Annotated in this window: 22 protein-coding genes and 1 riboswitch; of the genes, 2 read left to right on the plus strand and 20 right to left on the minus strand. The window is 50.6% G+C overall.

The features are described from left to right. Positions 1-19: 19 nt before the first annotated feature. From sufU to KNO65_RS03330, 9 genes are all read right to left on the minus strand, one after another. The gene (gene sufU / locus KNO65_RS03290; RefSeq protein ID WP_026825487.1) at positions 20-454 is read right to left on the minus strand and encodes a Fe-S cluster assembly sulfur transfer protein SufU; all 435 of its coding nucleotides are present in this window, start codon (positions 452-454) and stop codon (positions 20-22) included. Next, a complete protein-coding gene (locus KNO65_RS03295; RefSeq protein ID WP_159562600.1) occupies positions 444-1664 on the minus strand; it encodes a cysteine desulfurase in 1221 nt (406 codons plus the stop codon). The genes sufU and KNO65_RS03295 overlap by 11 nt, the downstream gene beginning before the upstream one ends. A 1-nt stretch (position 1665) precedes the next feature. Then, on the minus strand, positions 1666-2934 hold the full coding sequence (gene sufD, locus KNO65_RS03300; protein ID WP_214781637.1) for a Fe-S cluster assembly protein SufD: 1269 nt from the start codon (positions 2932-2934) through the stop codon (positions 1666-1668). 12 nt (positions 2935-2946) lie between these two features. After that, complete coding sequence (gene sufC / locus KNO65_RS03305) at positions 2947-3708, minus strand: Fe-S cluster assembly ATPase SufC (protein ID WP_143180266.1); 762 nt, start codon at positions 3706-3708, stop codon at positions 2947-2949. Between the two features lie 178 nt (positions 3709-3886). Beyond that, on the minus strand, positions 3887-5101 hold the full coding sequence (locus KNO65_RS03310) for an MDR family MFS transporter (RefSeq protein ID WP_214757535.1): 1215 nt from the start codon (positions 5099-5101) through the stop codon (positions 3887-3889). 101 nt (positions 5102-5202) lie between these two features. Beyond that, positions 5203-6036, minus strand: coding sequence for a MetQ/NlpA family ABC transporter substrate-binding protein (locus KNO65_RS03315; RefSeq protein WP_159562602.1), 834 nt, complete (start codon positions 6034-6036; stop codon positions 5203-5205). A 30-nt stretch (positions 6037-6066) separates the two neighbouring features. After that, positions 6067-6729 carry a methionine ABC transporter permease gene (locus tag KNO65_RS03320; RefSeq protein ID WP_012726857.1) on the minus strand — a complete coding sequence of 221 codons (663 nt, stop codon included), beginning with the start codon at positions 6727-6729 and terminating at the stop codon, positions 6067-6069. Beyond that, entirely contained in the window at positions 6719-7747 is a 1029-nt protein-coding gene (locus tag KNO65_RS03325; protein WP_214781639.1) for a methionine ABC transporter ATP-binding protein, read from the minus strand. Before KNO65_RS03325 ends, KNO65_RS03320 begins: the two co-directional genes overlap by 11 nt. Positions 7748-7824: 77 nt before the next feature. Further along, positions 7825-7931, minus strand: a riboswitch (SAM riboswitch). A gap of 450 nt (positions 7932-8381) precedes the next feature. Beyond that, positions 8382-8639 carry a thioredoxin family protein gene (locus KNO65_RS03330; protein WP_078147274.1) on the minus strand — a complete coding sequence of 86 codons (258 nt, stop codon included), beginning with the start codon at positions 8637-8639 and terminating at the stop codon, positions 8382-8384. 180 nt (positions 8640-8819) lie between these two features. Here KNO65_RS03330 and KNO65_RS03335 point away from each other — a divergent pair, with 180 nt between their 5' ends. After that, positions 8820-9875: a PTS sugar transporter subunit IIC gene (locus tag KNO65_RS03335; protein WP_251131633.1), complete on the plus strand. Its 1056-nt coding sequence runs from the start codon at positions 8820-8822 to the stop codon at positions 9873-9875. 39 nt (positions 9876-9914) lie between these two features. Here the strand turns inward: KNO65_RS03335 and gcvH are convergent, their stop codons facing one another. The 6 genes from gcvH to KNO65_RS03365 form a co-directional block, all read right to left on the minus strand. Next, positions 9915-10298, minus strand: a complete 384-nt coding sequence (gcvH, locus tag KNO65_RS03340; RefSeq protein ID WP_012726861.1) for a glycine cleavage system protein GcvH — start codon at positions 10296-10298, stop codon at positions 9915-9917. A gap of 48 nt (positions 10299-10346) precedes the next feature. Then, positions 10347-10700, minus strand: a complete 354-nt coding sequence (locus KNO65_RS03345; RefSeq protein WP_159562604.1) for an arsenate reductase family protein — start codon at positions 10698-10700, stop codon at positions 10347-10349. 47 nt (positions 10701-10747) lie between these two features. Beyond that, positions 10748-11479, minus strand: a complete 732-nt coding sequence (locus KNO65_RS03350; RefSeq protein ID WP_196430967.1) for a hypothetical protein — start codon at positions 11477-11479, stop codon at positions 10748-10750. A gap of 89 nt (positions 11480-11568) precedes the next feature. Continuing rightward, on the minus strand, positions 11569-13353 hold the full coding sequence (locus KNO65_RS03355; protein WP_159562606.1) for an acyl-CoA dehydrogenase family protein: 1785 nt from the start codon (positions 13351-13353) through the stop codon (positions 11569-11571). Positions 13354-13366: 13 nt separating this feature from the next. Then, positions 13367-14539, minus strand: coding sequence for an acetyl-CoA C-acetyltransferase (locus KNO65_RS03360; protein WP_012726865.1), 1173 nt, complete (start codon positions 14537-14539; stop codon positions 13367-13369). Between the two features lie 18 nt (positions 14540-14557). Continuing rightward, positions 14558-16969 (minus strand): 3-hydroxyacyl-CoA dehydrogenase/enoyl-CoA hydratase family protein, encoded by a 2412-nt coding sequence (locus KNO65_RS03365; RefSeq protein ID WP_214781643.1) that lies wholly within the window; start codon positions 16967-16969, stop codon positions 14558-14560. 214 nt (positions 16970-17183) lie between these two features. Between KNO65_RS03365 and KNO65_RS03370 the strand changes: the two genes are divergently transcribed. After that, positions 17184-18086 (plus strand): SDR family oxidoreductase, encoded by a 903-nt coding sequence (locus KNO65_RS03370; protein ID WP_214781645.1) that lies wholly within the window; start codon positions 17184-17186, stop codon positions 18084-18086. On the opposite strand, the gene KNO65_RS03375 is transcribed toward KNO65_RS03370, so the two are convergent. The 5 genes from KNO65_RS03375 to KNO65_RS03395 all read right to left on the minus strand — a co-directional run bounded on the left by KNO65_RS03375 (position 18076) and on the right by KNO65_RS03395 (position 24288). After that, entirely contained in the window at positions 18076-18282 is a 207-nt protein-coding gene (locus KNO65_RS03375; RefSeq protein ID WP_214781648.1) for a hypothetical protein, read from the minus strand. The two genes, KNO65_RS03370 and KNO65_RS03375, sit on opposite strands and share 11 nt — an antisense overlap. A 30-nt stretch (positions 18283-18312) precedes the next feature. Continuing rightward, positions 18313-19230: a proline dehydrogenase family protein gene (locus KNO65_RS03380; RefSeq protein WP_214781650.1), complete on the minus strand. Its 918-nt coding sequence runs from the start codon at positions 19228-19230 to the stop codon at positions 18313-18315. Between the two features lie 157 nt (positions 19231-19387). Beyond that, on the minus strand, positions 19388-20059 hold the full coding sequence (gene trhA / locus KNO65_RS03385) for a PAQR family membrane homeostasis protein TrhA (protein ID WP_051829405.1): 672 nt from the start codon (positions 20057-20059) through the stop codon (positions 19388-19390). Positions 20060-20154: 95 nt separating this feature from the next. Further along, positions 20155-21597, minus strand: a complete 1443-nt coding sequence (locus KNO65_RS03390; RefSeq protein WP_196430970.1) for a carbon starvation CstA family protein — start codon at positions 21595-21597, stop codon at positions 20155-20157. Positions 21598-21783: 186 nt separating this feature from the next. Then, the gene (locus tag KNO65_RS03395) at positions 21784-24288 is read right to left on the minus strand and encodes a bifunctional 2',3'-cyclic-nucleotide 2'-phosphodiesterase/3'-nucleotidase (RefSeq protein WP_214781652.1); all 2505 of its coding nucleotides are present in this window, start codon (positions 24286-24288) and stop codon (positions 21784-21786) included. Between the last annotated feature and the right edge of the window lie 43 nt (positions 24289-24331).

The following is a 24331-nucleotide window of genomic DNA, read 5'->3' on the forward strand; positions in this document are numbered from 1 at the left end:
ATCGGTCTCCTCCTTCTCCTTACGCGTCCTCGTCTACTCCTTTTTCAAGCGCCTTCCACGCGAGCGTGGCACACTTGATTCGAGCCGGGAATTTCGATACGCCTGAGAGCGCCTCGATATCACCGAGGTCAAACGTATCCGTGTCGTACTCTTTGCCTTGAACCATTTCAGAGAAGATGTTGGCGAGTTGAAGCGCCTCTTCTACTGTTTTTCCTTTGACGATTTGGGTCATCATCGATGCCGAGGCGAGACTGATTGAGCAGCCTTCCCCTTCAAACTTCGCATCTTTGACGATGTCGTCTTCGACCTGTAGTTGAAGACGAAGCGAATCCCCACACGTCGGGTTGTTCAAGTCCACCGTCACGCCATCTTCGATGACGCCACGGTTTCTTGGGTTTTTATAGTGATCCATGATGACCTGGCGGTACAACATGTCGAGATTATTAAAACTCATAATTGAAATACTCCTTCGTTTGACGTAATCCCTCGATGAAGCGGTCGACTTCTTCTTTTGTGTTATACAAATAGAAGCTCGCCCGTGCCGTCGATGATTGCTTCAAAAGACGCATGAGTGGTTGTGCACAGTGATGACCGGCACGAACCGCGATACCTTGCATGTCGAGCACAGTCGCGAGGTCGTGCGCATGAACGTCCTTCAAGTTGAACGTGACGAGACCGACGCGATCTTCAGGACCGTAAATCTCGATCCCTTCAATCGTTTTCATCTGCTCGATTGCGTAAGACGCGAGTTCACGTTCGTGTGCTTCGACGTTTTCAAGACCGATTTCTTCTAAGAAATCGATGGCTGCCGCAAGTCCGACCGCTCCGGCGATAATCGGTGTTCCCGCTTCGAAACGGTACGGGATGTCTTTCCACGTCGATTCATATAAATCGACATAGTCAATCATCTCGCCACCGAACTCGACCGGCTCCATGTTCTTGAGGAGTTGCTTCTTCCCATATAAGACACCGATCCCAGTCGGTCCGAGCATCTTATGTCCAGAAAAGGCGAGGAAGTCACAGTCGAGTGCTTGGACGTCAAGTTTTCGGTGCGGTGCACTTTGCGCGGCATCGACGACCATGACGGCACCCAACTCATGCGCGAGTCGAGCGACTTCGGCAATCGGGTTAATCGTCCCGAGTACGTTCGAGACGTGACTCATCGCGACGATTTTCGTCCGGTCTGATAACACCGCTTGAACCGCATCGAGTGTGACACGTCCGTCCGGCGTGAGCTCGACGTATCGAAGTGTCGCGCCTTTTCGCTTGGCGAGTTGTTGCCATGGGATTAAGTTCGCATGATGTTCCATCGGAGTGAGGACGATCTCGTCGCCTTCACCGACATTCGCATCTCCGTAGCTCGATGCGACCAAATTGATGGCCGTCGTCGTTCCACGAGTGAAAATGATTTCTTCAGGAACCGCCGCATGGATGAATGAGCGGACGCGTTCACGTGCTCCTTCATACGCATCCGTTGCTTGCGTCCCGAGCGTATGGACGCCACGATGCACGTTCGAATGGTTGCGACGATAATAGTCCTCGATCGCCTCGATGACAGCGAGCGGCTTTTGTGAGCTCGCCGCGCTATCAAGATAAACGAGCGGGTGTCCATTGATTTCCTGATCTAAAATCGGAAACTGTTCACGAATCGAGGCGTTCAACATCTTAACGTACTTTCCCTTCGATGACTTCGCGGAGACGGTCTTTGACCGAATCGATTGCGAGTTCTTCGACGACAGACGTCAAGAATCCGTGGATGATTAAACGCTCTGCCTCTTGGCGAGACAAACCACGGCTCATCAAGTAGTACAATTGAACATCATCGACACGACCGACAGACGCTGCGTGACCTGCCATAACGTCATCTTCATCGATAAGAAGAATCGGGTTGGCATCCCCACGTGCTTTTTCAGAGAGCATCAAGACGCGCTCTGTTTGTACACCGTTCGATTTTGACGCACCGTGGTGAATCATCGATGTCCCGCTGAAGATTGCAGTGGCTGCGTCTTTTTGGACACCGTGAATCAAGATGAACCCTTCAGATGCTTTTCCGAAGTGGTCGGTACGAATGTTGAAGTTTTGTTTCTGTGCACCGCGACCGATTGTCACAGCTTTTGTATCTGAATACGTGTTGTCGCCGACGAGGTGAGTCTTCGTCTCGACGACCGAGTTCCCGTCGTTCATGTGACCGAGCGCCCAATCGAGGCGACCGTTCGCATAGACGACACCGCGACGATTCATGAACGTAAGTGCTGATTCAGCGAGCTGATCGACACCACCGAAGACGACTTTCGCGTTCTCTCCAGCGAATACTTCCGTCACGACGTTGACCGTATGCGGTTCATTCGTGCCAGAAAGGAAGTTTTCGATGTATGTCACTTCACTGCCTTCGTCTGCGACGAGGATCGTGTGGTGATAGAGGGCACCGTTCGCCTGTTCCATCGTGAAGATGGCTTGAAGCGGATCTTTCAATTGCGTGTTTTTCGGTACGTAGATGAATGCACCACCGTTTGTGAGGGCAGCATTCAACGCCGAAAGACGTTCTTCATCGACACGTACGCCTTCAGTCATGAAGTATTTCTCAACGAGCTCCGGATGTTGCTCCATCGCTTCTTTGATTCCCATGAACAAAACGCCTTCAGGCATCGACAATTCGTTATAGACGACATGACCGTTGCGTTCAACGAGCACGTTTGTCCGGTGGTCTCCGAGGAGTGATTCGATGTCCGCTGTCAAGCCGTCTTTTTGTTCGAGCTCGACATCTCCCGCTGTGAAGTCCCACTTATCAATCTTAATTTTTTCAACTTTTGGCAAAGCAAGTGTCGGCGCAAGTTCTGCTGCCTCTTTACGACGGTTGACCATCCATGCTGGTCCGCCGAGCGCTTCTGCACGTGCCGACAACGCTTGTGCATCCAATTCAAATTGTACGGTCATCGTACAGCCTCCTTACGCTTCTGTGTCTACTGTCATTCCGAGTTCTTGCTTCACCCAGTCGTAACCTTCTGCCTCGAGTCGCTGTGCGAGCTCTTTACCACCAGACATGACGATTTTCCCGTCCATCATGATGTGTACGAAGTCTGGCTCGATATAGTTGAGGAGACGTTGGTAGTGCGTGATGATCAAGCAGCCGAACTCTTCTGAACGCATTTCGTTTACGCCTTTGGCAACGACTTTAAGGGCATCAATATCAAGACCTGAGTCGATTTCATCCAAGATGGCGATGTTCGGTTGAATCATCATCATTTGAAGAATTTCGTTACGCTTCTTCTCACCGCCTGAGAATCCTTCGTTTAAATAACGGTGTGCCATTTCTGAAGGGATTTCGAGAAGCTCCATCTTCGCATCGAGTTCACGGATGAACTTCATGAGCGAGATTTCTTGACCTTCTTCACGACGTGAGTTGATTGCCGAACGCAAGAAGTCCGCGTTTGTGACACCACTGATTTCAGCCGGGTACTGCATCGCAAGGAACATCCCTGCTTGTGCGCGCTCGTCGACTTCCATCTCGAGGACATCTTCGCCGTTTAATTCGACGCTTCCCCCAGTGACCTCATAAAGTGGATGACCCATGAGTGCTGATGCGAGTGTTGATTTACCAGTCCCGTTAGGACCCATGATGGCATGAATTTCGCCACCTTTAATTTCTAGGTTAAGACCTTTGACAATCTCTTTTCCTTCGATTGAGACGCGGAGGTCATCAATTTTCATTTGTGGTACGTTAGACATTCGGATACCCCTTCCGTATTTTCTCGCCATAGTGAATGGCGTAGATTAGATATATTCTAATCTTAGACTAGTCATTTTTTTATTTCAAGCGACTCACCTTAGAATTCATTCTCAATAGAATGATAAAAGTTGAGAATGCTAATAGTAGGAAATCAAGACATTATCCGGCATTCTCTTCGACGAGTGCGAGGACTGCTTTCCGCTCTCGTACGGCAGCCGCGAAGAAGAAGGCACCACACCCCGTCAAGAGCGCCAAACTTCCGAATACAGGAAGCGATGACTGACCGAATGTATCGAGTAACACGCCACCGATAATCGGTCCGATTGTCTGTCCGAGTGACGTCAATCCCATCGCCCCGAAATAAGTGCCCCGTAAATGTTCCGGCGCGAGTTCATCCGTCAAGACGTCCGTCATGGTGAACATCAACACCTCACCGACGGTAAAGATGGCCATCGCGACAAATAGTACCCACTCTACCGTCGCAAATCCAATAAGCAAAAGTCCGAATGACAAGGTCGAAATCCCGAAAAAGAGTGACTTGATCGGAGAGACACGAATCCCGAAACGCATAATCGGATATTGGACGATGAGAACCGTGATGGCGTTCGTCGTTAATAAGTAGGCGAATAATCTCGAGCCTTCTTCTAATCCATCGCGTAGCGCGATGAATTGCGGGAGCGTCGAATTGAACTGGCTATAACCGATAATCGCGAAGATCATTCCGATGATGACCGCCCGAAACGTTCGGTCATCTCTCAGGACACGAAACGTCTCCGTCAAGCGCGGGCGTGCCTTGATTCCGTCCCCTTCTTCAAACGGATATTTGTAAAACAAGATAGATATAATGATCCCGTATAATATGTAGACAGCCGTCACGACGAAGAATGCAGTCTTCACACCAGTGAGTGACAAGACGACCGCCAAGAGTGGTCCGATGGCCGCGGCGATATTGATCATGAAGTAACGGACATTATAGACGATGACTCGCTGATCTGCCTGCGTCGTATCACTGATGAGTGCACGTGAAGCCGGTTCTAGGAATGATCGCGACATCCCCATCAACATCGATAGCATGTAAAACCAAAACAGTTCCGTCGCAAGTGCGAGACCAGCGAACGTGACGGCATTCAGCACGATCCCGATCAACATGAGCTGTTTTCGTCCATACCGATCAGAGAGTGTCCCCCCAAAGAAGCTCATGAACAGACCTGAAAGTGCCGTCACGGCAAAGATCGTTCCGATCACACTCGCTGAAAAGCCGAGCGTAGCCAGATAGATCGCAAAAAATGGCATGACAAAAAACGTCGCCAGTCGTGCAAAAAACGTCCCGAACAGGACGCCCCACGTCAGTGGATGAATCTGTCTGAGCTTCATCCAAATCCCCCCTTTTCTTTCATATATGTAGTGTACTTCTCTTTATGAAAGAACACTAGACAAAAAAAGACCCAGGAGGAAGTCTCCTGAGTCGAAATGACTTATTGTTTGACCGGTACGACCGCACCTTTGTATTCGTCCAAGATCCACTGTTGTGTCTCTTCAGACGTCAATACTTCGAGGAGTGCCTTGACGCGCTCGTCTTCTTCGTCCCCTTCACGCGTGACGATCAAGTTGACGTATGGTGAGTCTTCCCCTTCGAGTGCAATCGCATCTTCGAGTGGGTTGAGACCTGCATCGATTGCATAGTTCGTGTTGATGAGGACCGCATCGCCTTCTCCATTGTTGTAAGCCGTTGGAAGAAGTGCTGCTTCCACGTCCGTCTTGAATTTCAAGTCTTTCGGGTTGTCGACGATGTCAGCGACTGTCGCATCGACCGTTTTGCCTTCCGCAAGCGTGATGAGACCTTCTGACTGTAGCATCGTAAGGATTCGTCCGTGGTCAGCGACCGATGAGCTCATGATGATTTCCGCTCCTTCAGGAAGCTCGTCAAGCGATTTGTATTTTTGTGAGTAGACACCAATCGGCTCGATGTGCACGCCACCTGCTGATGCGAATTTGTAGTCTTTGTTCTCAGCCATTTGTGACTCGAGGTATGGCTCGTGTTGGAAGTAGTTCGCATCGAGCTCCCCGCTCGCGAGCGTCTTGTTCGGAAGCACGTAGTCTTGGAACTTCTTGATTTCGAGTTTGTAACCTTTTGCTTCATATTCTTCTTGTACGTGCTCTAAAATCTCAGCGTGCGGTACGTTTGACGCACCAACGATCAATGTTTTTTCATCGCCAGAACCTGTTTCTGCCTCTTCCCCGCCGCAAGCCGCGAGAACCGTGAATGCTGATAATGCCGTCAATCCGAGTACTGTTTTCCAAGTTTTCATAATGAATCCCTCCAAATGGTATATGTGTGATTATGCTGAACGTTTATCTATCTTTGTGACGAGTCGGTCACCGATGAATTGGATGACGAACACGATGATCAAGATGAGCACCGTCGCCACGAACGTGACGTCGTTTTGTGAGCGTTGGAATCCTTCCAAGAAGGCTAAGTTCCCGAGTCCGCCACCCCCAACGACCCCCGCCATCGCCGTGTAACCGACGATTGCTACGATGGTCACCGTGAGTCCCGATACGATTGCCGGAAGAGCTTCTGGAATCAAGACTTTGTAGATGATTTGCCATTTTGTCGCTCCCATCGATTCGGCCGCTTCAATGACCCCACGGTCGACTTCACGAAGCGCAAGTTCGACCATCCGAGCATAGAACGGTGCCGCTCCGATGATGAGTGCCGGAAGCGCCGCCGTCGAACCGAGCATCGTACCGAGTAGGAACAACGTGAACGGGATGAGTAAGATAATTAAGATGATGAACGGGATCGAACGAAACACGTTGACGATCGCGCTGACGAAGACGTAAATCGGACGATTCTTCAATAAAAGCGATTCGTTTGTAATATAGAGAATCAAACCTAAAGCCAGTCCGATCACAAACGTCGCCACACCTGCGACGAGCGTCATGTATAACGTCTCCCAAGTCTGCTCCATCATAATTTGCCAATCTACGTTAGGAAACATCGCTTTCCACCTCCACTTCTACGGATTGCGAACGAATCGACGCGATGGCACGATCGATTTCACTTGCTTCCCCAATCAGTTGGATGAATAGCGTACCGAGCGCACCGACTTGTGACTGGGTCACGTTCCCGCCGATGATGTTGAATCCGATGTCATGCGTCTTGAGGACGTCAGACAAAATCGGTTGTTCTGCCATCTCGTTCAAGAATTTCAATTTGACGATTTGACCGCTCGGATACCGTTCTTTAAGATGTTCGAACGTGAGCGATAGATCGTCGACCGCCCCGATTTGCTTGACGAATTCTTTCGTGATCGGTTGCTCCGGATGTTGGAACACGTCCGAGACTTGACCGGTCTCAACGACTTTTCCGGCCTCCATCACGGCGACACGGTGACAAATCTTTTGGATGACATGCATCTCATGCGTGATGAGGACGATCGTCAATCCGAGCTTCTTATTGATGCTGACGAGCAGTTCGAGAATCGAATCCGTCGTCTTCGGGTCGAGCGCGCTTGTCGCTTCGTCACAGAGGAGAACCTCAGGATTTGTAGCGAGCGCGCGGGCGATCCCGACTCGCTGTTTTTGACCGCCCGACAGTTGCGATGGATAGCTGTCCTCACGACCAGCCAAACCTACGAGCTCGACGAGTTCTTGGACGCGTCGTTTCCGCTCACTTGCCGGTACCCCGATCAGTTCGAGTGGGAAGCTGATGTTTTCTGCGACCGTGCGCGACCACAAAAGATTAAAGTGCTGGAAGACCATCGAGACGTTCTTGCGAACCCCTCGTAGTTCTTTCGGGCTGAGCTTCGTGAGCTCATTCCCGGCGACCTCGATTTCACCGCTTGACGGTGACTCGAGACGGTTGAGTAATCGGATGAGCGTCGATTTCCCCGCTCCCGAATATCCGATTATTCCAAAAATTTCACCGCGATCAATTGTTAATGACACATCATCGACCGCCTGGACACGACCATTCTTCGTATCGAACCATTTGGCGACGTTTCGTAATTGAATCAATACCTTTCCCTCCTGACAACAAAAAAAGCGCGCACGTTTGAGCAAACGTGCGCACTTTATCGTACGGACAACGATTGCTCTCATCTGTCAAGGTTTCTCACCTTGCTGGAATTAGCACCATTTCGGATTGCTCCGCGGTTGCTGGGCGTCATAGGGCCAGTCCCTCAGCCTCTCTTGATAAGAGTGTTGTGTATTCGATTAGCTTTATCATAGCGACAGCTTTTTCTGCTGTCAAATCCTTTTTTCAAAAAAATTAAAAAAAGGTGCCGTCCGAGGACGACACAGAACGTAGCACCTTGAGTCACGGAAGGACAGCCCATAGATGAAAATCTTTTGCCCGTTCAAGATTTACATCCTTACATGGGGGAGATTCACCAATCATCACTCGATCTTAGCTTGGACCGTGCGATTATACGGAACGTCTGTCTTCGCTTGATTTTTTTGGGGGACAATCGAAGGGAAAACTGACGTGTATTCGTATAAAGGTAGCAGCGGCTTCGCCAAAACGTCTTGATATCGGGAATATCGCGTCCTATTTTGTGTTCAAGTAAGATGTTGTAATGAATATACCATTCGTGAACTTTCTGTGTCAACTGATTATTTAAAATTTTCAGATTATTCTAATGTTCCTCTCTCACTTCACGAAAGAGAGGACATGTTGCACATTTTGAAACGCGTACAATCGGTCTTGAACCTCGCCATTTTCAAGCTTCAACAAGGCGGGTACGCTCATCACTTGGTAGGCTTCTAGCTCTTTTGGGATATAGTTCGCATCTCGCTTTTCGATTTTAATTTCAGGGTCGACCGCTTCGACGACCGTCAACATTTTTTCCGCCACAGCGCATGTACCACACATCGGGGCGTATATATATAAGAATCCGTCTGTAATCATTCTTCTCACCTCTCTTGTCATTATAAGGGGCGATGGATTCCCATTCAAAAATCGTGCTTTGATGAAATTTCAGAATTTTTCAATGATTCTCTTGACTCTTTCTGGTGAGAGGAATAATATGGGTTCTAACTTTATCGCTTTTGTACATAACAGCAAAGAAGAAGGACAGGTGAATGAATGATGACGGAACAAACAACAGGTACGATGAAACAGTTCACGATGAACGTCTTAAACGGTCTCAGCATGGCGATTCTGATCGCCCTCATCCCGAGCGCACTACTCGGTGAATTAACGAAAGCCATACTTCCGTATTTTCCGTCTCTTCAATTCATATTGGATGCGACGACGATTGCGATGCGGCTTCTGCCAGCCATTATCGGGCTAGCGGTCGCCATGCAGTTCGGACGATCGATTCTCGAAACCGGGACCATCGCGATTGCGACGTATGTCGGTAGCGGTGCCGTCCGAATCGACGAAGGGGCTTTTGTGATGGCCGGCATCGGGGACGTGATCACAGCTGGTGTTACCGCTGCAATCGCTACACTTCTTGTCATGAAACTCGCTCCCCACTTGAAAACGTATACGGTCATTGTTATGCCGATGACCATCATTGTCGTCGCAGGAGGCATCGGTACTTTCCTACTGACGTACATCTCCCAGATCACGACGTATATCGGTCTACTCATCATGACAATGACTGACCTGCAACCGGTCCTCATGGGAATTCTGATCGCCATGGCGTTCTCACTCATTATCGTCTCGCCGATCTCGACTGTCGGGATTGCGACAGCCATCAGCTTGTCCGGTGTCGCGGCTGGTGCGGCGAACCTCGGGGTCGTCGCTGCCGGATTCGGTCTCGCGATCGCCGGATGGCAGGCAAACGCGACCGGCACATCGATTGCCCATTTCCTCGGCTCTCCGAAGATTCAGATGGCGAACTTTGTCCGACGCCCCATCATGATGCTTCCCATTTTGGCAAATGCGGCGATTCTCGGTGCGCTCGCAGGGATTCTAAAAATTGAAGGAACACCAATCAGCGCCGGGTTCGGTGTGTCAGGTCTCATCGGTCCGGTGAACGCCCTTCACCTCATGCCGGGTGGATTCGCTCTCTTCAACGTCCTGCTCGTCATCGTCTTGTTCGGCCTGATTCCCGTCGCACTCGGAATCTTCTTCTACCGTGTGTTTGAACGGACGACTCTCGTCGAATCCGATCATTACCGACTCGATTTCGAGTAAACAAAAAGCCGGCTTCTCCAATGGAGAAGCCGGCTTTGATTATCCTTGAATCATCGCTTCGTATTCTTCTGCAGACATGAGTTTGTCGAGGTCTGACTCTTCCGTCAACTCGACTTCAATCATCCATGCGTTTTCAAACGGTGACTCGTTGACGAGTTCTGGAGAATCCGCGAGGTCCTCGTTCACTGCCGTGATGCGACCAGATACCGGTGCATACAACTCAGAGACCGTCTTCACTGATTCGACTGAGCCGAATGGCTCGTCGAGCAAAATCGTACCATCGACTTCTGGGAGTTCGACAAACACGATGTCCCCTAGTTCGCTTTGTGCGAAATCCGTAATGCCGATGCGGGCTTTCGTTCCATTTACTTCTACCCACTCATGTTCTTTTGAATAACGTAAATTTGCTGGTACTTTGCTCATCCTAACTTCCCCCTCAAATAAATTAGACTCACATCTGTATTATAGCACTTAGCCCCAAACGTCCGTAAAGGACTTTTCTGAAAATCCGACGGTCGTTTTTTCACCATTTGTGACGATTGGTCGCTTCAAAAGCATACCATTGCTCGCCAATAGCTCGAGTTGTTCGTCTTCTGATAGATTCGGTAGCTTGTCTTTGATGCCTTCGTTCCGATAGACTTGCCCGCTCGTGTTAAAGAACTTTTTGAGTGGTAGACCTGATTGTTTCCACAGTTCGGCGAGTTCCTCTTTCGTCGGCGTCGATTCGACGATATGGATGTATGTATACTCGATGCCTTGTTCCTTCAACCATTTTTCTGCCTTTTTACATGTACTGCATGGTGGATAGCCGTATAGTGTCACCATCTGTTCATCACCTCTTTCCTCAATGTAGCACACCTAGAGAATTTAAATCACGTCTCAAGCAACCGTTCAATCTCTCGCTTCATCGTTGGGTTGACCACATAGCGTTCTTCGATAAAACGTAAGATAGTCGAGGCTGCGACGCCTGACTTGCCATATCCTAATACCCCGCCCAACAGGAAAGAAATCATCTTGGGCTGTCTCGACTCGACCCGGCGTGTCGGATTGAACGGGTCCCCTTGTTCACCGATTGCCTTCAAGACGTTCTGAACAGCTGCGACTTGGACGAGCTCGAATCCCGCGAGCGTTTCGCCACGACGTTCACGTAGCAAGCCGACGTATAGGTTCGTCAACGCCTCTTCATAATAATAAGCCGCTGTTTCACGGGTGATTTCGAGGCGTGGTGTCGCAAATACCTCGAGCGCCTCGTCCCGTCGCCAGACGACACGTCCTGGCGTATAGGCGATGGTCGCCATTTCATGCAGTTCAAAGACGGCGAACTCACCATAAATGCCATCATGGTACATGATCTTATGCCCGTCCTTCGTGTTTTGGAACTGATAATGAAGCGGTTCGATCTCGAGCCAGTCAAGTCGATCGATAAAGCGCGCCTTCTGCCCATCCTCGACAATCAAAAAGAAATCGAGGTCCGAATACTCATCCAACCGCTCCGTCTCTTGTCCAATCGACCCCAATGCGAGCAGCATGAGCGTCCCGTCCCGTTCGGCTACGGACCGTCCAATGCGTTCCATCCGGTCGAGTAATACATCTCGTTTTGTCATCATCTCTCCCCCTCGTCTCTATTGTACGTGGCAGAGCTCAAAAAAAGAAAGGATCGACCGCGTCCAGTCCACCCTTTCTGTCAATTTGATTAGACGATAAACTTGTTCGCTTTGATGAGGCTCGCTGCGACTTCGCGCTTCGTGCCGATCACGTTGATTGGCTGGTAGCGGCTGAATTTCTTCATTGCCGAGAGAAGCATACGTTGCTCGTCGCCAGACGCCGCTGCGTACAACACTTCTTTCGCCATGAGTTCGACTTGCTTGAACACTTGCTCCGCAAAGATTTCAGTGTAGCGGACTTTGAGCGTGTTCTTCTCTTCGCCTGAACGGGCAATCGCTTTGTCCGTACGAGCGATGGCTGCTTCAAGCGCATAGATGGCACTGATCATGTCTGCAATCTTCGCCAAGATTTCTTGTTCGTTTTGAAGGTCTTGTTGATACTTCTGTACAGCTGTACCCGCGACCATCAAGTTGATTTTCTTCATGTTCGAAAGGAGCATCTTCTCGCGAGCGAGTGGTGAGCCATCCAATTCTTGTGGCATGTAGCTCATCAGCTCTTTTTGAAGTTTTTGCGCTTCTGCGAGGAGCGGCAATTCACCTTTCATCGCTTTCTTGAGGAGCGTACCTGGGACGATCAAACGGTTGATCTCGTTCGTTCCTTCGAAGATACGGTTGATCCGTGAGTCACGGTAGAGGTTCTCGACTTCATACTCTGCCATGAATCCGTATCCACCGTGAATTTGAACGGCTTCATCGACGACATAGTCGAACGTCTCAGAAGCGAAGACTTTGTTGAGTGAGCATTCGATCGCATATTCTGCGATCGCTTGTGCGACTTTCGATCCGTCGCGCATGTTCTCATCACCGAGTGCGTCCAAGCTATCCTGGAACAAACCACCTGTACGATAGACTGAACTTTCCATCGCATAGATGTTCGCTGCCATCGTCGCCAATTTCTCTTGGATGAGTGGGAATTGGCTGATCGGTGTCTTGAACTGTTTACGCTCGTTCGCATATTGAACCGAGAGGTCGAATGCACGTTTTGAAGAACCGACTGCTCCGACTGCGAGTTTGTAACGACCGACGTTCAAGATGTTGAAGGCGATGACGTGACCTTTTCCAACTTCACCGAGAAGGTTGTCGACTGGTACTTCGACATCTTCAAGGATGAGCGTACGTGTCGACGATCCCTTGATCCCCATCTTCTGCTCTTCTGCGCCCGTTGAGACTCCTTTGAAGTCACGCTCGACGATGAAGGCACTGAACTTGTCGCCATCGATTTTCGCATAGACGACGAACACGTTCGCGAAGCCGGCGTTTGTGATCCATTGTTTCTCACCGTTCAAGACGTAGTGCGTGCCCGCCTCATTCAAGACAGCTGTCGTTTTCGCACCGAGGGCGTCAGACCCTGAGCCTGGCTCAGTGAGCGCGTAAGCCGCGATCCATTCGCCTGTCGCGAGTTTTGGCAAGTACTTGTGCTTTTGCTCTTCTGATCCGAAGAAGACGATCGGGAGCGTCCCGATCCCCACGTGTGCGCCGTAGCTGAGTGCGAACGAACGTGCTTTCGCGAAGCGCTCCGTGATGATTGAAGATGAGATTTTATCGAGTTGGTAACCGCCGTACTCTTCAGGAACGTCTGCTCCGAGAAGACCGAGCTCGCCCGCTTCTTTCAACAATTCGACAGAGAGGTCGAACTCGTGTTTCTCGATGCGCTCGAGGACTGGCATGACGCGGTCATCGACAAATCCAGCCGTCGTGTCACCAATCATCTTATGCTCATCTGAGAAATCCTCTGGTGTGAAGAGACGCTCCGCGTCGAGTGCGTCAATGACAAAGCTACCGCCTTTAATCAATTCATGTTCTGTACGTTCCATATCCGATTCCCCCTTAAAGTAATTCGAAGACACCAGCCGCGCCCATTCCGCCGCCGATACACATCGTGACAACCCCATACTTCTCATTGCGTCGTTTCATCTCATGCAAGATCGAGACTGAAAGTTTTGCTCCCGTACATCCAAGTGGGTGACCGAGGGCGATAGCGCCGCCGTTCACGTTCACTTTCGATGGATCGATTCCGAGTTCACGGATGACACCGAGTGACTGGCTCGCGAACGCTTCGTTCAACTCGAACAATCCGACTTCTTCTAATTTCACGCCAGCCATCTCGAGTGCTTTCGGAATGGCGACGACTGGACCGATTCCCATCACTTCTGGACGGACACCGCCGACGGCGAACGAGAGGAACTTGGCCATCGGTTGCAATCCTTGACGTTCTGCTTCTTCACGGTCCATGACGAGGACAGCTGCTGCTCCGTCTGATACTTGTGAAGCGTTACCTGCTGTGACTGACCCTTTGATTTTGAAGGCCGGGCGGAGTTTTCCGAGTGCTTCGATCGTCGAATCGGCACGGACACCTTCGTCATGCTTCACGACTTTCTCCACTTCCGCGACTTTACCGTCTTCACCGAGTACGTGCTCGATGACCGTCACAGGAACGATTTCTTCTTGGAACTTGCCACCTGCGATAGCCGCTGCCGCCTTTTGGTGACTGTTGATGGCGAACGCATCTTGGTCTTCGCGCGAGATGTTATATTCGGCTGCAACACGTTCTGCCGTATGCCCCATACTCATGTAGTACTCTGGTGCCGTCTCCATGATGTGTGGGTTTGGACGGATGACGTGACCACCCATCGGCACTTGGCTCATCGATTCCATACCGCCGGCGATGATTGCCGTCGCTTGACCGATCATGATTTTGGCCGCCGCGTCCGCGATGGCTTGAAGGCCTGACGAGCAGTAGCGGTTGATGGTGATCGCTGGAACTTCGTGTGACAGTCCCCCCCGGACCGCCGCATAGCGAGCGATGTTCATCCCTTGCTCCGCTTCTGGCATCGCACAACCCATGATGACGTCATCAATCGGGCCTTTATATCCTGAACGCTCAAGCGTTGCCTTGATGGCATATCCCGCGAGCTCGTCCGAACGAACGTTACGGAACGATCCGCGTTTTGCTTTTCCGACCGGCGTCCGTGCGCCGGCTACGATGACTGCTTCCCTCATCTGTATTGTCCCCCTTTATCAGTTCCGTAGTGGTTTGCCTTTCACGAGCATGTGTTGCATCCGTTGTTGTGACTTCGGCTCCCCGATGAGGCTTAAGAAAGCTTCGCGCTCGATGTCAAGGAAGTACTGCTCATCGACGAGCGTACCGTATGCCAAGTCGCCACCACTGATGACGTGTGCGAGTTTCTTCGCAATCTTCAAATCGTGCTCTGAAATATAACCACCGTAGAACATTTCGTACGCCGCGAGTTCGAGCGTCGCTTTACCTGTTTGACCGACGACCGGTAACTTCTCACGAACCGGTGCCGTGTACCCGTCAGCCAGTTCAAGGACCGTTTGTTTCGCATCGAACGTCAAGTGGTCGCGGTTCATCGAGATGCCGTCGACCGCACGATGGTAACCGAGTGCTTTCGCATCAAATGCCGACTTCGATACTTTCGCCATCGCGATGTTCTCGAACGTCTGTTGCGCAGCCTTCTCGATGTTTTGCATCGATTTTGGTGTCTGCTCAAGGAGTCGACGGTACGTGTTGACGTTTCCGCCCCCACCAGGGATGAGGCCGACACCGACTTCGACAAGACCCATGTATGTCTCAAGTGCGGCTTGCATACGGGCTGCCGGTAAGCTGATTTCCGTTCCACCACCGAGCGTCATACCGTACGGTGCAGCAACGACCGGACGACTTGAATAACGAATCTTTTGAACGACTTGTTGGAACTTGTTGATGATCCAATCGAGTTCGAACCAGTTCTCGTCTTCGGCTTCCATGAGCATCATCGCAAGGTTCGCACCGACACAGAAGTTCTTGCCGTCGTTGGCAAGGACCATTCCTTTGAAGTCTTGCTCGACACGATCGATCGACTGTTCGATCATCTGCATGATGTCGACACCAATCGCGTTGTTTGGTGATGTGAATTCGAGTGCGACCACGTCATCACCGATATCGACGAGGCGTGCGCCACCATTTTCTAAAATGATGCCGTTTGATTTTGCGAGCGGCTTAAGTTTCAATTCTTTCGGATTGACGGTCTTCTCGACATACGTCTTCGACGCTTTATCGTAATACTGGTCTCCCTTGTAGAATGACGTATTGCCTGCAGCAAGCATCTCATCGATCCATGCCGGGACGTCATAGCCTTCCGCTTTCATACGCTCGACTGATTTCTCAACACCGAGGGCATCCCACATCTCGAACGGTCCAAACTTCCAACCGAAGCCCCACTTCATCGCATCGTCAATCGCAACGATCGTATCGGCGATTTCACCAGTGAGACGTGCCGAGTAAGCGAGCGTCTTCGCCGTGATTGGCCAGAGCAATTGGCCGACGCGACTTTTGTTCAAGATGGCACCTTTCAATTTTGCTTTCGAGCCAGGAAGTGACTTGATTTGATCGAGCTCAGGACCTGTAATCGCTTTCAATTGTTCGTATTCGAACGTCTGAAGATTCAACTCCTGGATGACCTTGCCTTCTTTCTTATAGAAGCCTTGACCAGCCTTTTGTCCGATCCAACCTTTTTCAACGAGTTGCTTCATTTCTGTCGGAACGTCGAACGTGTCCTTCTCTTCCCCTGATTCGAGTGTCTCGTAGACGTTCCCCGCCACGTGGACGAATGTGTCGATTCCGACGACGTCGAGTGTGCGGAAGGTCGCTGATTTTGGACGACCGATGAGTGGACCTGTGATCGAGTCCATCTCTCCGATTGAAGCGTTTTGCTTGAGCATCTCTTCAAACGTGACGAGAAGACCATACGTCCCAATCCGGTTCCCGATGAAGTTCGGTGTGTCTTTTGCTTCGACGACACCTTTGCCGAGACGATCTTCAGCGAAACGTGACATGAAGTCGATGACCGGACGGGCTGTCTTCTCCGTCGGAATGAGTTCGAGCAACTTCAAGTAACGCGGTGGGTTGAAGAAGTGCGTGCCGAGGAAGCGTGATTTCAATCCTTCCGGAAGGGCACTTGCCATCGCTTCGATTGAGATCCCTGACGTGTTCGAGCTGAGAATCGCGTCTTCACGGATGTAAGGTGCAATCTTCTCGAAGAGTTGTTGCTTCACGTCGAGACGTTCGACGACGACTTCGATGACCCAATCCGCTTCTTTCAAACGCTCTAAGTCATCTTCTAAGTTCCCGACTTCGATGAAGTTGAGATGTTCGGCTGTCGCGAGTGGTGCTGGATTTTGTTTCAATAGCTTTTGACGGTTTTCTGAGGCGATGCGATTGCGTACTTCGGGCGACTCGAGCGTCAACCCTTTCGCTTCCTCTTTGGCTGTCAATTCACGTGGTACGATGTCGAGCATGAGCGAACGAATCCCCGCGTTCGCCAAGTGAGCCGCAATCCCCGCCCCCATTACTCCTGAACCGATGACGACCGCAAAACGAATTGAGTTCGTCAAACGGAGGTCGGTTGATTGTTCGATGTGACTCGTCATAGTGTTCCCCCCTAAAATGAGAATGAATAGTGATTCATTTCACGCGTAAAAAAAATCGCAATCACCATCGTGTTTACTCTTCCATCATAAATGAATGAACATTCATTCGCAAGCGTTCATTTTTCAATTTCATTCCATTTTTTGAATGAACGATTAGTTTTTAATGTGTGTGGTATAGACAACAAGAGTCAAATTTAGAAAGGGGAATGTATACATGCATGATAATCGTTTAAACACTGTCGGTAGCCGAAAGGACTTTGAGTCGTTTAAGAAGAAAGCCCAAGAACAGTCGCACCAACCGGGAATCGATTCGAAGATGGAACCTTTCCCGATCTATGAACGGGAAGACTATAAAGGAAGTGACAAGTTAAAAGACAAGGTCGCGATCATCACCGGTGGGGATTCCGGGATCGGAAAGTCGGTCGCCATCTTCTTCGCCCATGAAGGTGCGAACTCCGTCATCGTCTATAAAGACCAAAACGAACTCGAGGACGCGGAAGCGACGAAAGAACGGATTGAGGACTTAGGTCAAGCCTGTCTCTTGCTTCAAGGCGACCTCGGCGAATCTTCTTTCTGTCAACGAGTCGTTGAAGAGACGCTCGAGACGTTCGGTCGAATTGACATCCTCGTCAATAACGCTGCCGAACAACATCCGCAGGAATCGCTTCTCGACATCTCGGACGATCAACTCGAGAAGACGTTCCGCACGAATATCTTCAGCATGTTCTACTTAACGAAAGCAGCGCTCCCCTACTTAAAAGAAGGAGCGAGCATCATCAATACGACCTCGATCACAGCCTATGAAGGAAACGACCAATTGATTGACTATGCGTCAACGAAAGGTGCCATCACGGCATTCACCCGCTCGCTCGCCAAAAACTTGGCGGGCAAGAAGATTCGCGTCAACGGGGTCGCCCCGGGACCGATTTGGACACCGCTCATCCCTTCAACGTTTGACGCGGAGAAGGTGAAATCGTTCGGCGATTCAGCAGAGATGAAACGACCGGGGCAACCGGCCGAACTCGCACCGGCGTATGTCTATCTCGCAAGCGATGATTCGACATACGTCAGTGGTCAAGTCATCCACGTAAATGGTGGAACCGTGATTAATGGATAATGGATCGAAGATTCAGTTCGTAGCTGAGTCTTCTTTTTGTGCAGTGCATCCAGAAGAACATCAAGAACTTTTCTTTTGGCTGTCCGATCAAATCGGTCCGAAGTTTTGGGTAAGTGAGGACGAGAACAAGAAATCGTAACACCTCCGCTACATAGAAGACCGAACGCATCGACGTGATCCATACATCAAAAAGCACGAACATCCTCGACGGATGTTCGTGCTCATTTTATTTCTTCACCATTCCCTTTAACACGAACGCCACGTTTGCCGGGCGCTCTGCGAGACGGCGCATGAAGTAACCGTACCAGTCACGACCGTATGGCACGTAGACACGGACTTTGTATCCTTGGCGCACGAGCTCGAGTTGACGCTCGACACGGATCCCGTATAACATCTGGAACTCGAACTGGTCGAGTGGAATGTTGTTCTCTTTGACGTGCTCGATAATGGCGTCAATCATATGGTCATCGTGTGTCGCGATGGATGCGTAGTTCCCGTTCGCAAGATGGAGTTTGACGAGCTTCACGTAGTTATAGTCCACGTCCTCTTTTTCAGGGAACGCGACCGTCGCCGGCTCTTTATATGCCCCTTTGACGATGCGGAGGTTCGGCTTGAGCGGCGCAAGATGATTGATGTCATCTTCCGAGCGGTACAAGTACGACTGGATGACCGTTCCAAGACCGTCAAATTCAGACTTCAGCTTTTTGAACAATTCGAGCGTCTTCTCACAGCGCTGCTCATCTTCCATATCGATGGCCACAAAGACCCCGACTCGTTGTGCGACCGTCAAAATTTGACGCATGTTGTCTTCAATCAACTCGTCCGAGATATCGAATCCGAGTGACGTCAGCTTGAGTGACATATAGGCGTCTAATTGCTCTTCTGCCATAATTTCAATCGCACGCATGATCTCGTCGCGATTCGTATTCGCCTCTTCGACTGTCTTAATAAATTCCCCGAGATGATCGACCGTGACCGACAACCCTTTCGCGTTCAATTCGCGAATCGTCGGGACAGAAGCCTTAAAGTCTTCCCCTGCTACAAAGCGTGATGCACCAAATCGTAGGCCATATTTCTTTGCCAAACTGTTGAGTGTTTTGTTTTGTGACATGTAGATAAATCCATCGCGCAACACTTTTTCCATCTGATTTTCCCCCTTACTTTTACACCCATCTATCTCTATGATGATGTCTGCAATTATTATGACACACAAACGTCATTTCGTCTGTATTTTTGTAACCGTTTGCAGCACTTTCTTCCCAACTTTTCAAAAAAGACAGGCGCCCCGTAGGACGGCTGTCTTATAGGCTTGTCGAAGGTGCGACATAGAGTAAAATACTGAGGAAGATGAACACGCTTCCCGCTAGGACGAACAAGTGCCAAATGGCATGGTTGAACGGCAGTTTTTGCCATACATAAAACACGATGCCGACCGAATAGGCGATCCCCCCTGCGAGGAGAAGCATGAACCCTTGATGACCGAGTGATTCATACAACGGACGGATGGCGATGATGCAGATCCAGCCAAGTGCGAGGTATGTCACATTGGACACCCACATGTACTTTCCGGTCGAAAACAGTTTCCACACGATCCCGAGAATCGCGACACCCCACACGATCCCGAACAACGTCCAGCCGAGCGTCCCGTGAAGGGTCACGAGTGCAAACGGCGTATAACTTCCGGCGATGAGTAAGTAAATCCCCGCATGGTCGAACACTTGCAGCACCCGCTTCGCCCGTGGATGCGGAATGGCGTGCATGAGTGTCGAGAAAAGATAGAGTAAAATCATCGATGCCCCGAACACACTGACCGCGGTGACGTTCCACGTGCTCCCACTCTCTGTGGCGCTCATGACGAGCAAGACGAGGGCGACGATGCTGAAGATGACTCCTAAGCCGTGCGTGATCGCGCTCGCAATTTCTTCCCCGAGCGTGTCGGCATGGAGCATCTCTTTGAGTTGTTCTTGTTTCATGTGCTCCCACCTTCCGTAACTGTTCCTTCTAGTATGGACATTTCCCGATTTTAACGCAATCAAAAACACGGGCTACCGATTAGCCCGTGTCGAGATTATGCGACTTCTTTCACCGGAACGTCACATTCCATTTGTGCTGCCCGCATCGCGCGTGCCCGTTTGTGGAACAAGACGAGAAGCGTTAACGTTCCGAGTGTCGAGATGACGTACGGAAGAACTCCGTCCAGCTTGAAGCCGATCGGCGCCGTCAAAATGTAGAACCAGACTGCATATAACATGAACGTCCCCGGAAGGAGCGCGATGTAGTGGTTTTTCCCTTTAATGTAAAGGTACATCGCCCCGACGAACAGTGCGATGACCGCCGTCGTCTGGTTCGCCCAGTTGAAGTATTGCCAAAGCATTTGGAAGTCCATGTTCGTGAGCACGTATGAGATCGCGAAGAGTGGAAGCGCGATCCAAAGACGTGACGAGAACTTTTTCTGTGCGATTGACATGTAGTCTGCGATAATCATCCGTGCGCTACGGAATGCCGTGTCGCCTGACGTGATCGGTAAGACGATGACTCCGAGAATCGCGAGTGTCCCGCCGATGCTGCCGAGCATGAGTGTCGCCACTTCTTGCACGACGAGTGCCGGAGTGCCCGCACTGATGAGTCCAAGCAATTCACCCGGCTCAAAGATGGCCATCGCCGCTCCAGCCCAAATCATCGCGATGACCGCTTCGGCGATCATCATGCCGTAGAAGATTTCACGGCCGTTGCTTTCTTTCATCGTCGTCCGCGAGATGATCGGCGACTGTGTCGCATGGAAACCAGAGAGCGCCCCACATGAGATGGTAAAGAAGAGGAGCGGCCAGATCGGCAAGCCGTCCGGATGCATGTTCGTCAATGTCATCTCTGGAATCTTGTATCCTTGAGCGAACAAACTGACCGCGATCCCGATGGCACTGATGACGAGTAGTGCCCCGAAGAACGGGTAGATGCGTCCGATGATCTTATCGACCGGGAGAAGCGTCGCCAAGATGTAGTAAGCGAACACAGCGAAGATGACGATGGTGAGCGTCGTTGCATTCCCATCGAACAAGTTGTTGATCATGTTACTCGGAGACGTGACGAACACCGTCCCGACAAGAAGTAAAAGTAAAAGTGCAAATCCATTGACGATATGGCGAAGTGAACGTCCGAGAAACTTCTCCGCTAGTTGTGGCAAGTGTGCCCCGTTATTTCGAAGGGAAATCATTCCTGTCAAATAGTCATGAACCGCACCGGCAAAGATCGATCCGAACACGATCCAAAGGAAGGCGACCGGTCCATAGAGCGCCCCCATAATCGGTCCAAAGATTGGTCCGACACCGGCGATGTTGAGCAATTGAATCATCGAGTTCCGTTTTTTGCCCATCGGCACGTAGTCGATGCCGTCCTGAGACGCATAGGCGGGCGTCGTCCGCTCTTCCTTGATGCCGAACGTCTTCTCAACGTAACGACCGTATACCAAATACCCGACCAAAAGTAGTGCGAGTGCGACGAAGAATGTAATCATCTGTCAGTCCCCTTTTCCGTACATATGTAGCCGAAACCCCATCAGCTCTTCGGTTTACACGTGTCATGTAACCGATTACATGTTTGATTATACATAAGAGTTAATGGTAATGTAAGGGCTTTCATTCACATTTTAGACACTTTTATTCGACAAAAAACGACGCCCGAATTGGACGCCGTTCCGTACTTATTTCAAGTTGAGAGTCGATTGTTTTGCACCAGAACCGTTCGATCCGCTTGCGATGACTTTGTAAGTCCCTTTCGTAAGGCCTTTTTTGAACGTGAACGTGTACGTTCCTGTCCAGCTCGCCTGTACTTTGGCGACTTGCTTGCCTTTCGCGTCTTTCAAGACGACCGTCGCACCTGGCGAAGACGTCCCCGTCAGAACTGTCGTATTGGCATACGTCAAACGTTTCGAGATAGCTGGCGTTCCGACAAATCCGTCTCCGACGACTTTCGTTTCCGTCATCGTCTTCCCATTCAATTCGCTTTCAATCGTCAATGACTGACGGAGTTTGAGTGGCTTGACCGTCAAACGGTACATCCCTTCTGCATCGGCTGTCGTCGTGGCGAGAACCGTTTGGCCATCTTTCAATGTCACGTTCGCATTTGGCGCTGTCTTACCGGTCACGACTTTCGCACCCGGTTTGATGACATCGACCGAAAGCGTCAAATCAACCGGTGCTGCTTCGAGCTCCGTCGTATAAGTGCGGAAGAGACGACCTGCTGCATCTTCACGTGTCGCGTCCGTCGCTTCGATCCCTTCGTAAAGGTTCAAGTACTGCTTCCCTGCGTCCGCTGTATCAAATGTTACCGAACGCTTCGCATCCGCGACAATCTTCCAGTTGTTGTCGGCTTTGTAGTCCAACTTGTCTTTACTCTCGACAATGTAGTCCGAGATGACGTTACGTGTCTCATACGCTGAGCGATAGACAATATTCTTCCCGCCACCAAGACCTGGGAATGTTGAAGAACCTGCGCGATAGTTGTTCGTTGCGACCAAGAACTCTTGGTCCATCTTGATTGGTTGTCCATTGTACTCGACGTTCTTCACGCGGTTCGCATTCTCGTTGACGAGCTTTCCGCCGACATCGAACTTCGCAGGACCCGTGACATCAATCTCATACGTCAAACCGTCGAGAATGTCGAAGTTGTAGCTACGGAATTGAAGGTTGAGTAAGTTTTCGCCGTCTTCTTCGATTTGGTCAAACGCACCCGCTGACATCTCGAGCCAGTCCATGACATCTTTCCCTGTCACTTTGACGACTTCGAGCGTGTTCGGATACACGTAAAGGTCCGCAACGTTTTTCAAAGCGATTTGCCCTTTCGGGATATTCGTATAGTAGCTTGCATCCGTCAATTCACGTCCACCTGCTTTGAACGGTGCACCCGCTGACAAGAGCGGCAACTCTTTATATGCAGAAAGTTCTGGGTTCGTTTCGAGTTCTTTCTCGACATACCACTTCTGTGCGTTCGTCACGAACTGAACCGATGCGTCGTCACGGACGAGTGCGAAGTAGCTCTGAATGTCATCTTGAATCTCACCGACCGGTTGGTTGATGTAGTCGATCGTCGCCAAATGGTCGTCTTCGATCAACGCTTGAATCGTCGGGTCGACCGCTGTATCTGCCTTCACCGTATCGAGTGCCGCTGACGCATCGACGATTTGCCATTTCCCTTCTACGAGTTCAAGTTCGAAGTCGATGACGCCGAGGTCCTTCCCTTGGTTGTTCGCCATGACGACCGGTTTGCCATTGATTGTCCCTTTTGTCATGTCGACATTCGGGAATGAAGCGAACATGCCTTTCGCATCCGGGAAGCGACCGTGTTGGTGCCCCGTCATGACCATGTCGAGTCCGTCAATCTTCGTGAGCGCGTATCCGACGTTCTCTTCGCTGTTGAGTTGTTCGTCCGCGAGCGCCGCACTCTCACCGATGCCTGAGTGCGCGAGGGCGACGACGACGTCCGCTCCCCGGTCTTTCAATTTCTGAACCGCTTCACGTGCGGACGGGATGATATCCTCTGCCGTCACACGGCCTTGAAGGTTCCCCGAATCCCATGACATGATTTTCGGAGGGACGACTCCGAACACACCGACCTTGATTGTATGTGTTTCCCCATCCATGTCTGTGACCGTTCGTTCGATGATTTGAACCTCTTGTCCATCCACGTTGAACTTCGAGACGATCGGGTTGCCTTCTAAATCTTTGACGTTCGAGTTGACGAAACGAAGTTTCCCTTTCGACCCTTCCATCGCGTTGTATAAGAATGCGAGACCGAAGTTGAATTCATGGTTCCCGAGTGTGACGGCATCGTAGTTGAGTGCTGCCATCGCCTTGTACATCGGATGTTCGAATGCTTCATTTTTATCGACTTGGCTCTCACGGACGTAATCGCCAAACGGTGTCCCTTGAATCGTGTCCCCGTTATCGAACAAGAATGTGTTCGTTTCCCCAGCGGCTGCACGATGTTCATTGATGAGTGTCGCGACTTTCGTCAACCCGATCGTGTTGTCGACCTTGTCTTGGAAGTAGTCGTAGTTCGTGATGTTCGTATGTAAGTCTGTCGTCTCTAAGAAACGGAGCTTGACGATATCCTCGTCCACTTCTGCCAAGACGTTCGGTGCCTGTAGCGGCAAAACGGTTGGTAACACGAGCGCGGTCGCGATCGACCATTTCAATGCGGTTTTCATGTGATTGTCCCCTTTTTCTGGTTGATAATTGTCTAACCATACT

Origin of the sequence: Exiguobacterium sp. S3 (assembly GCF_018617295.1) — a bacterium.
Classification (GTDB): domain Bacteria; phylum Bacillota; class Bacilli; order Exiguobacteriales; family Exiguobacteriaceae; genus Exiguobacterium; species Exiguobacterium profundum.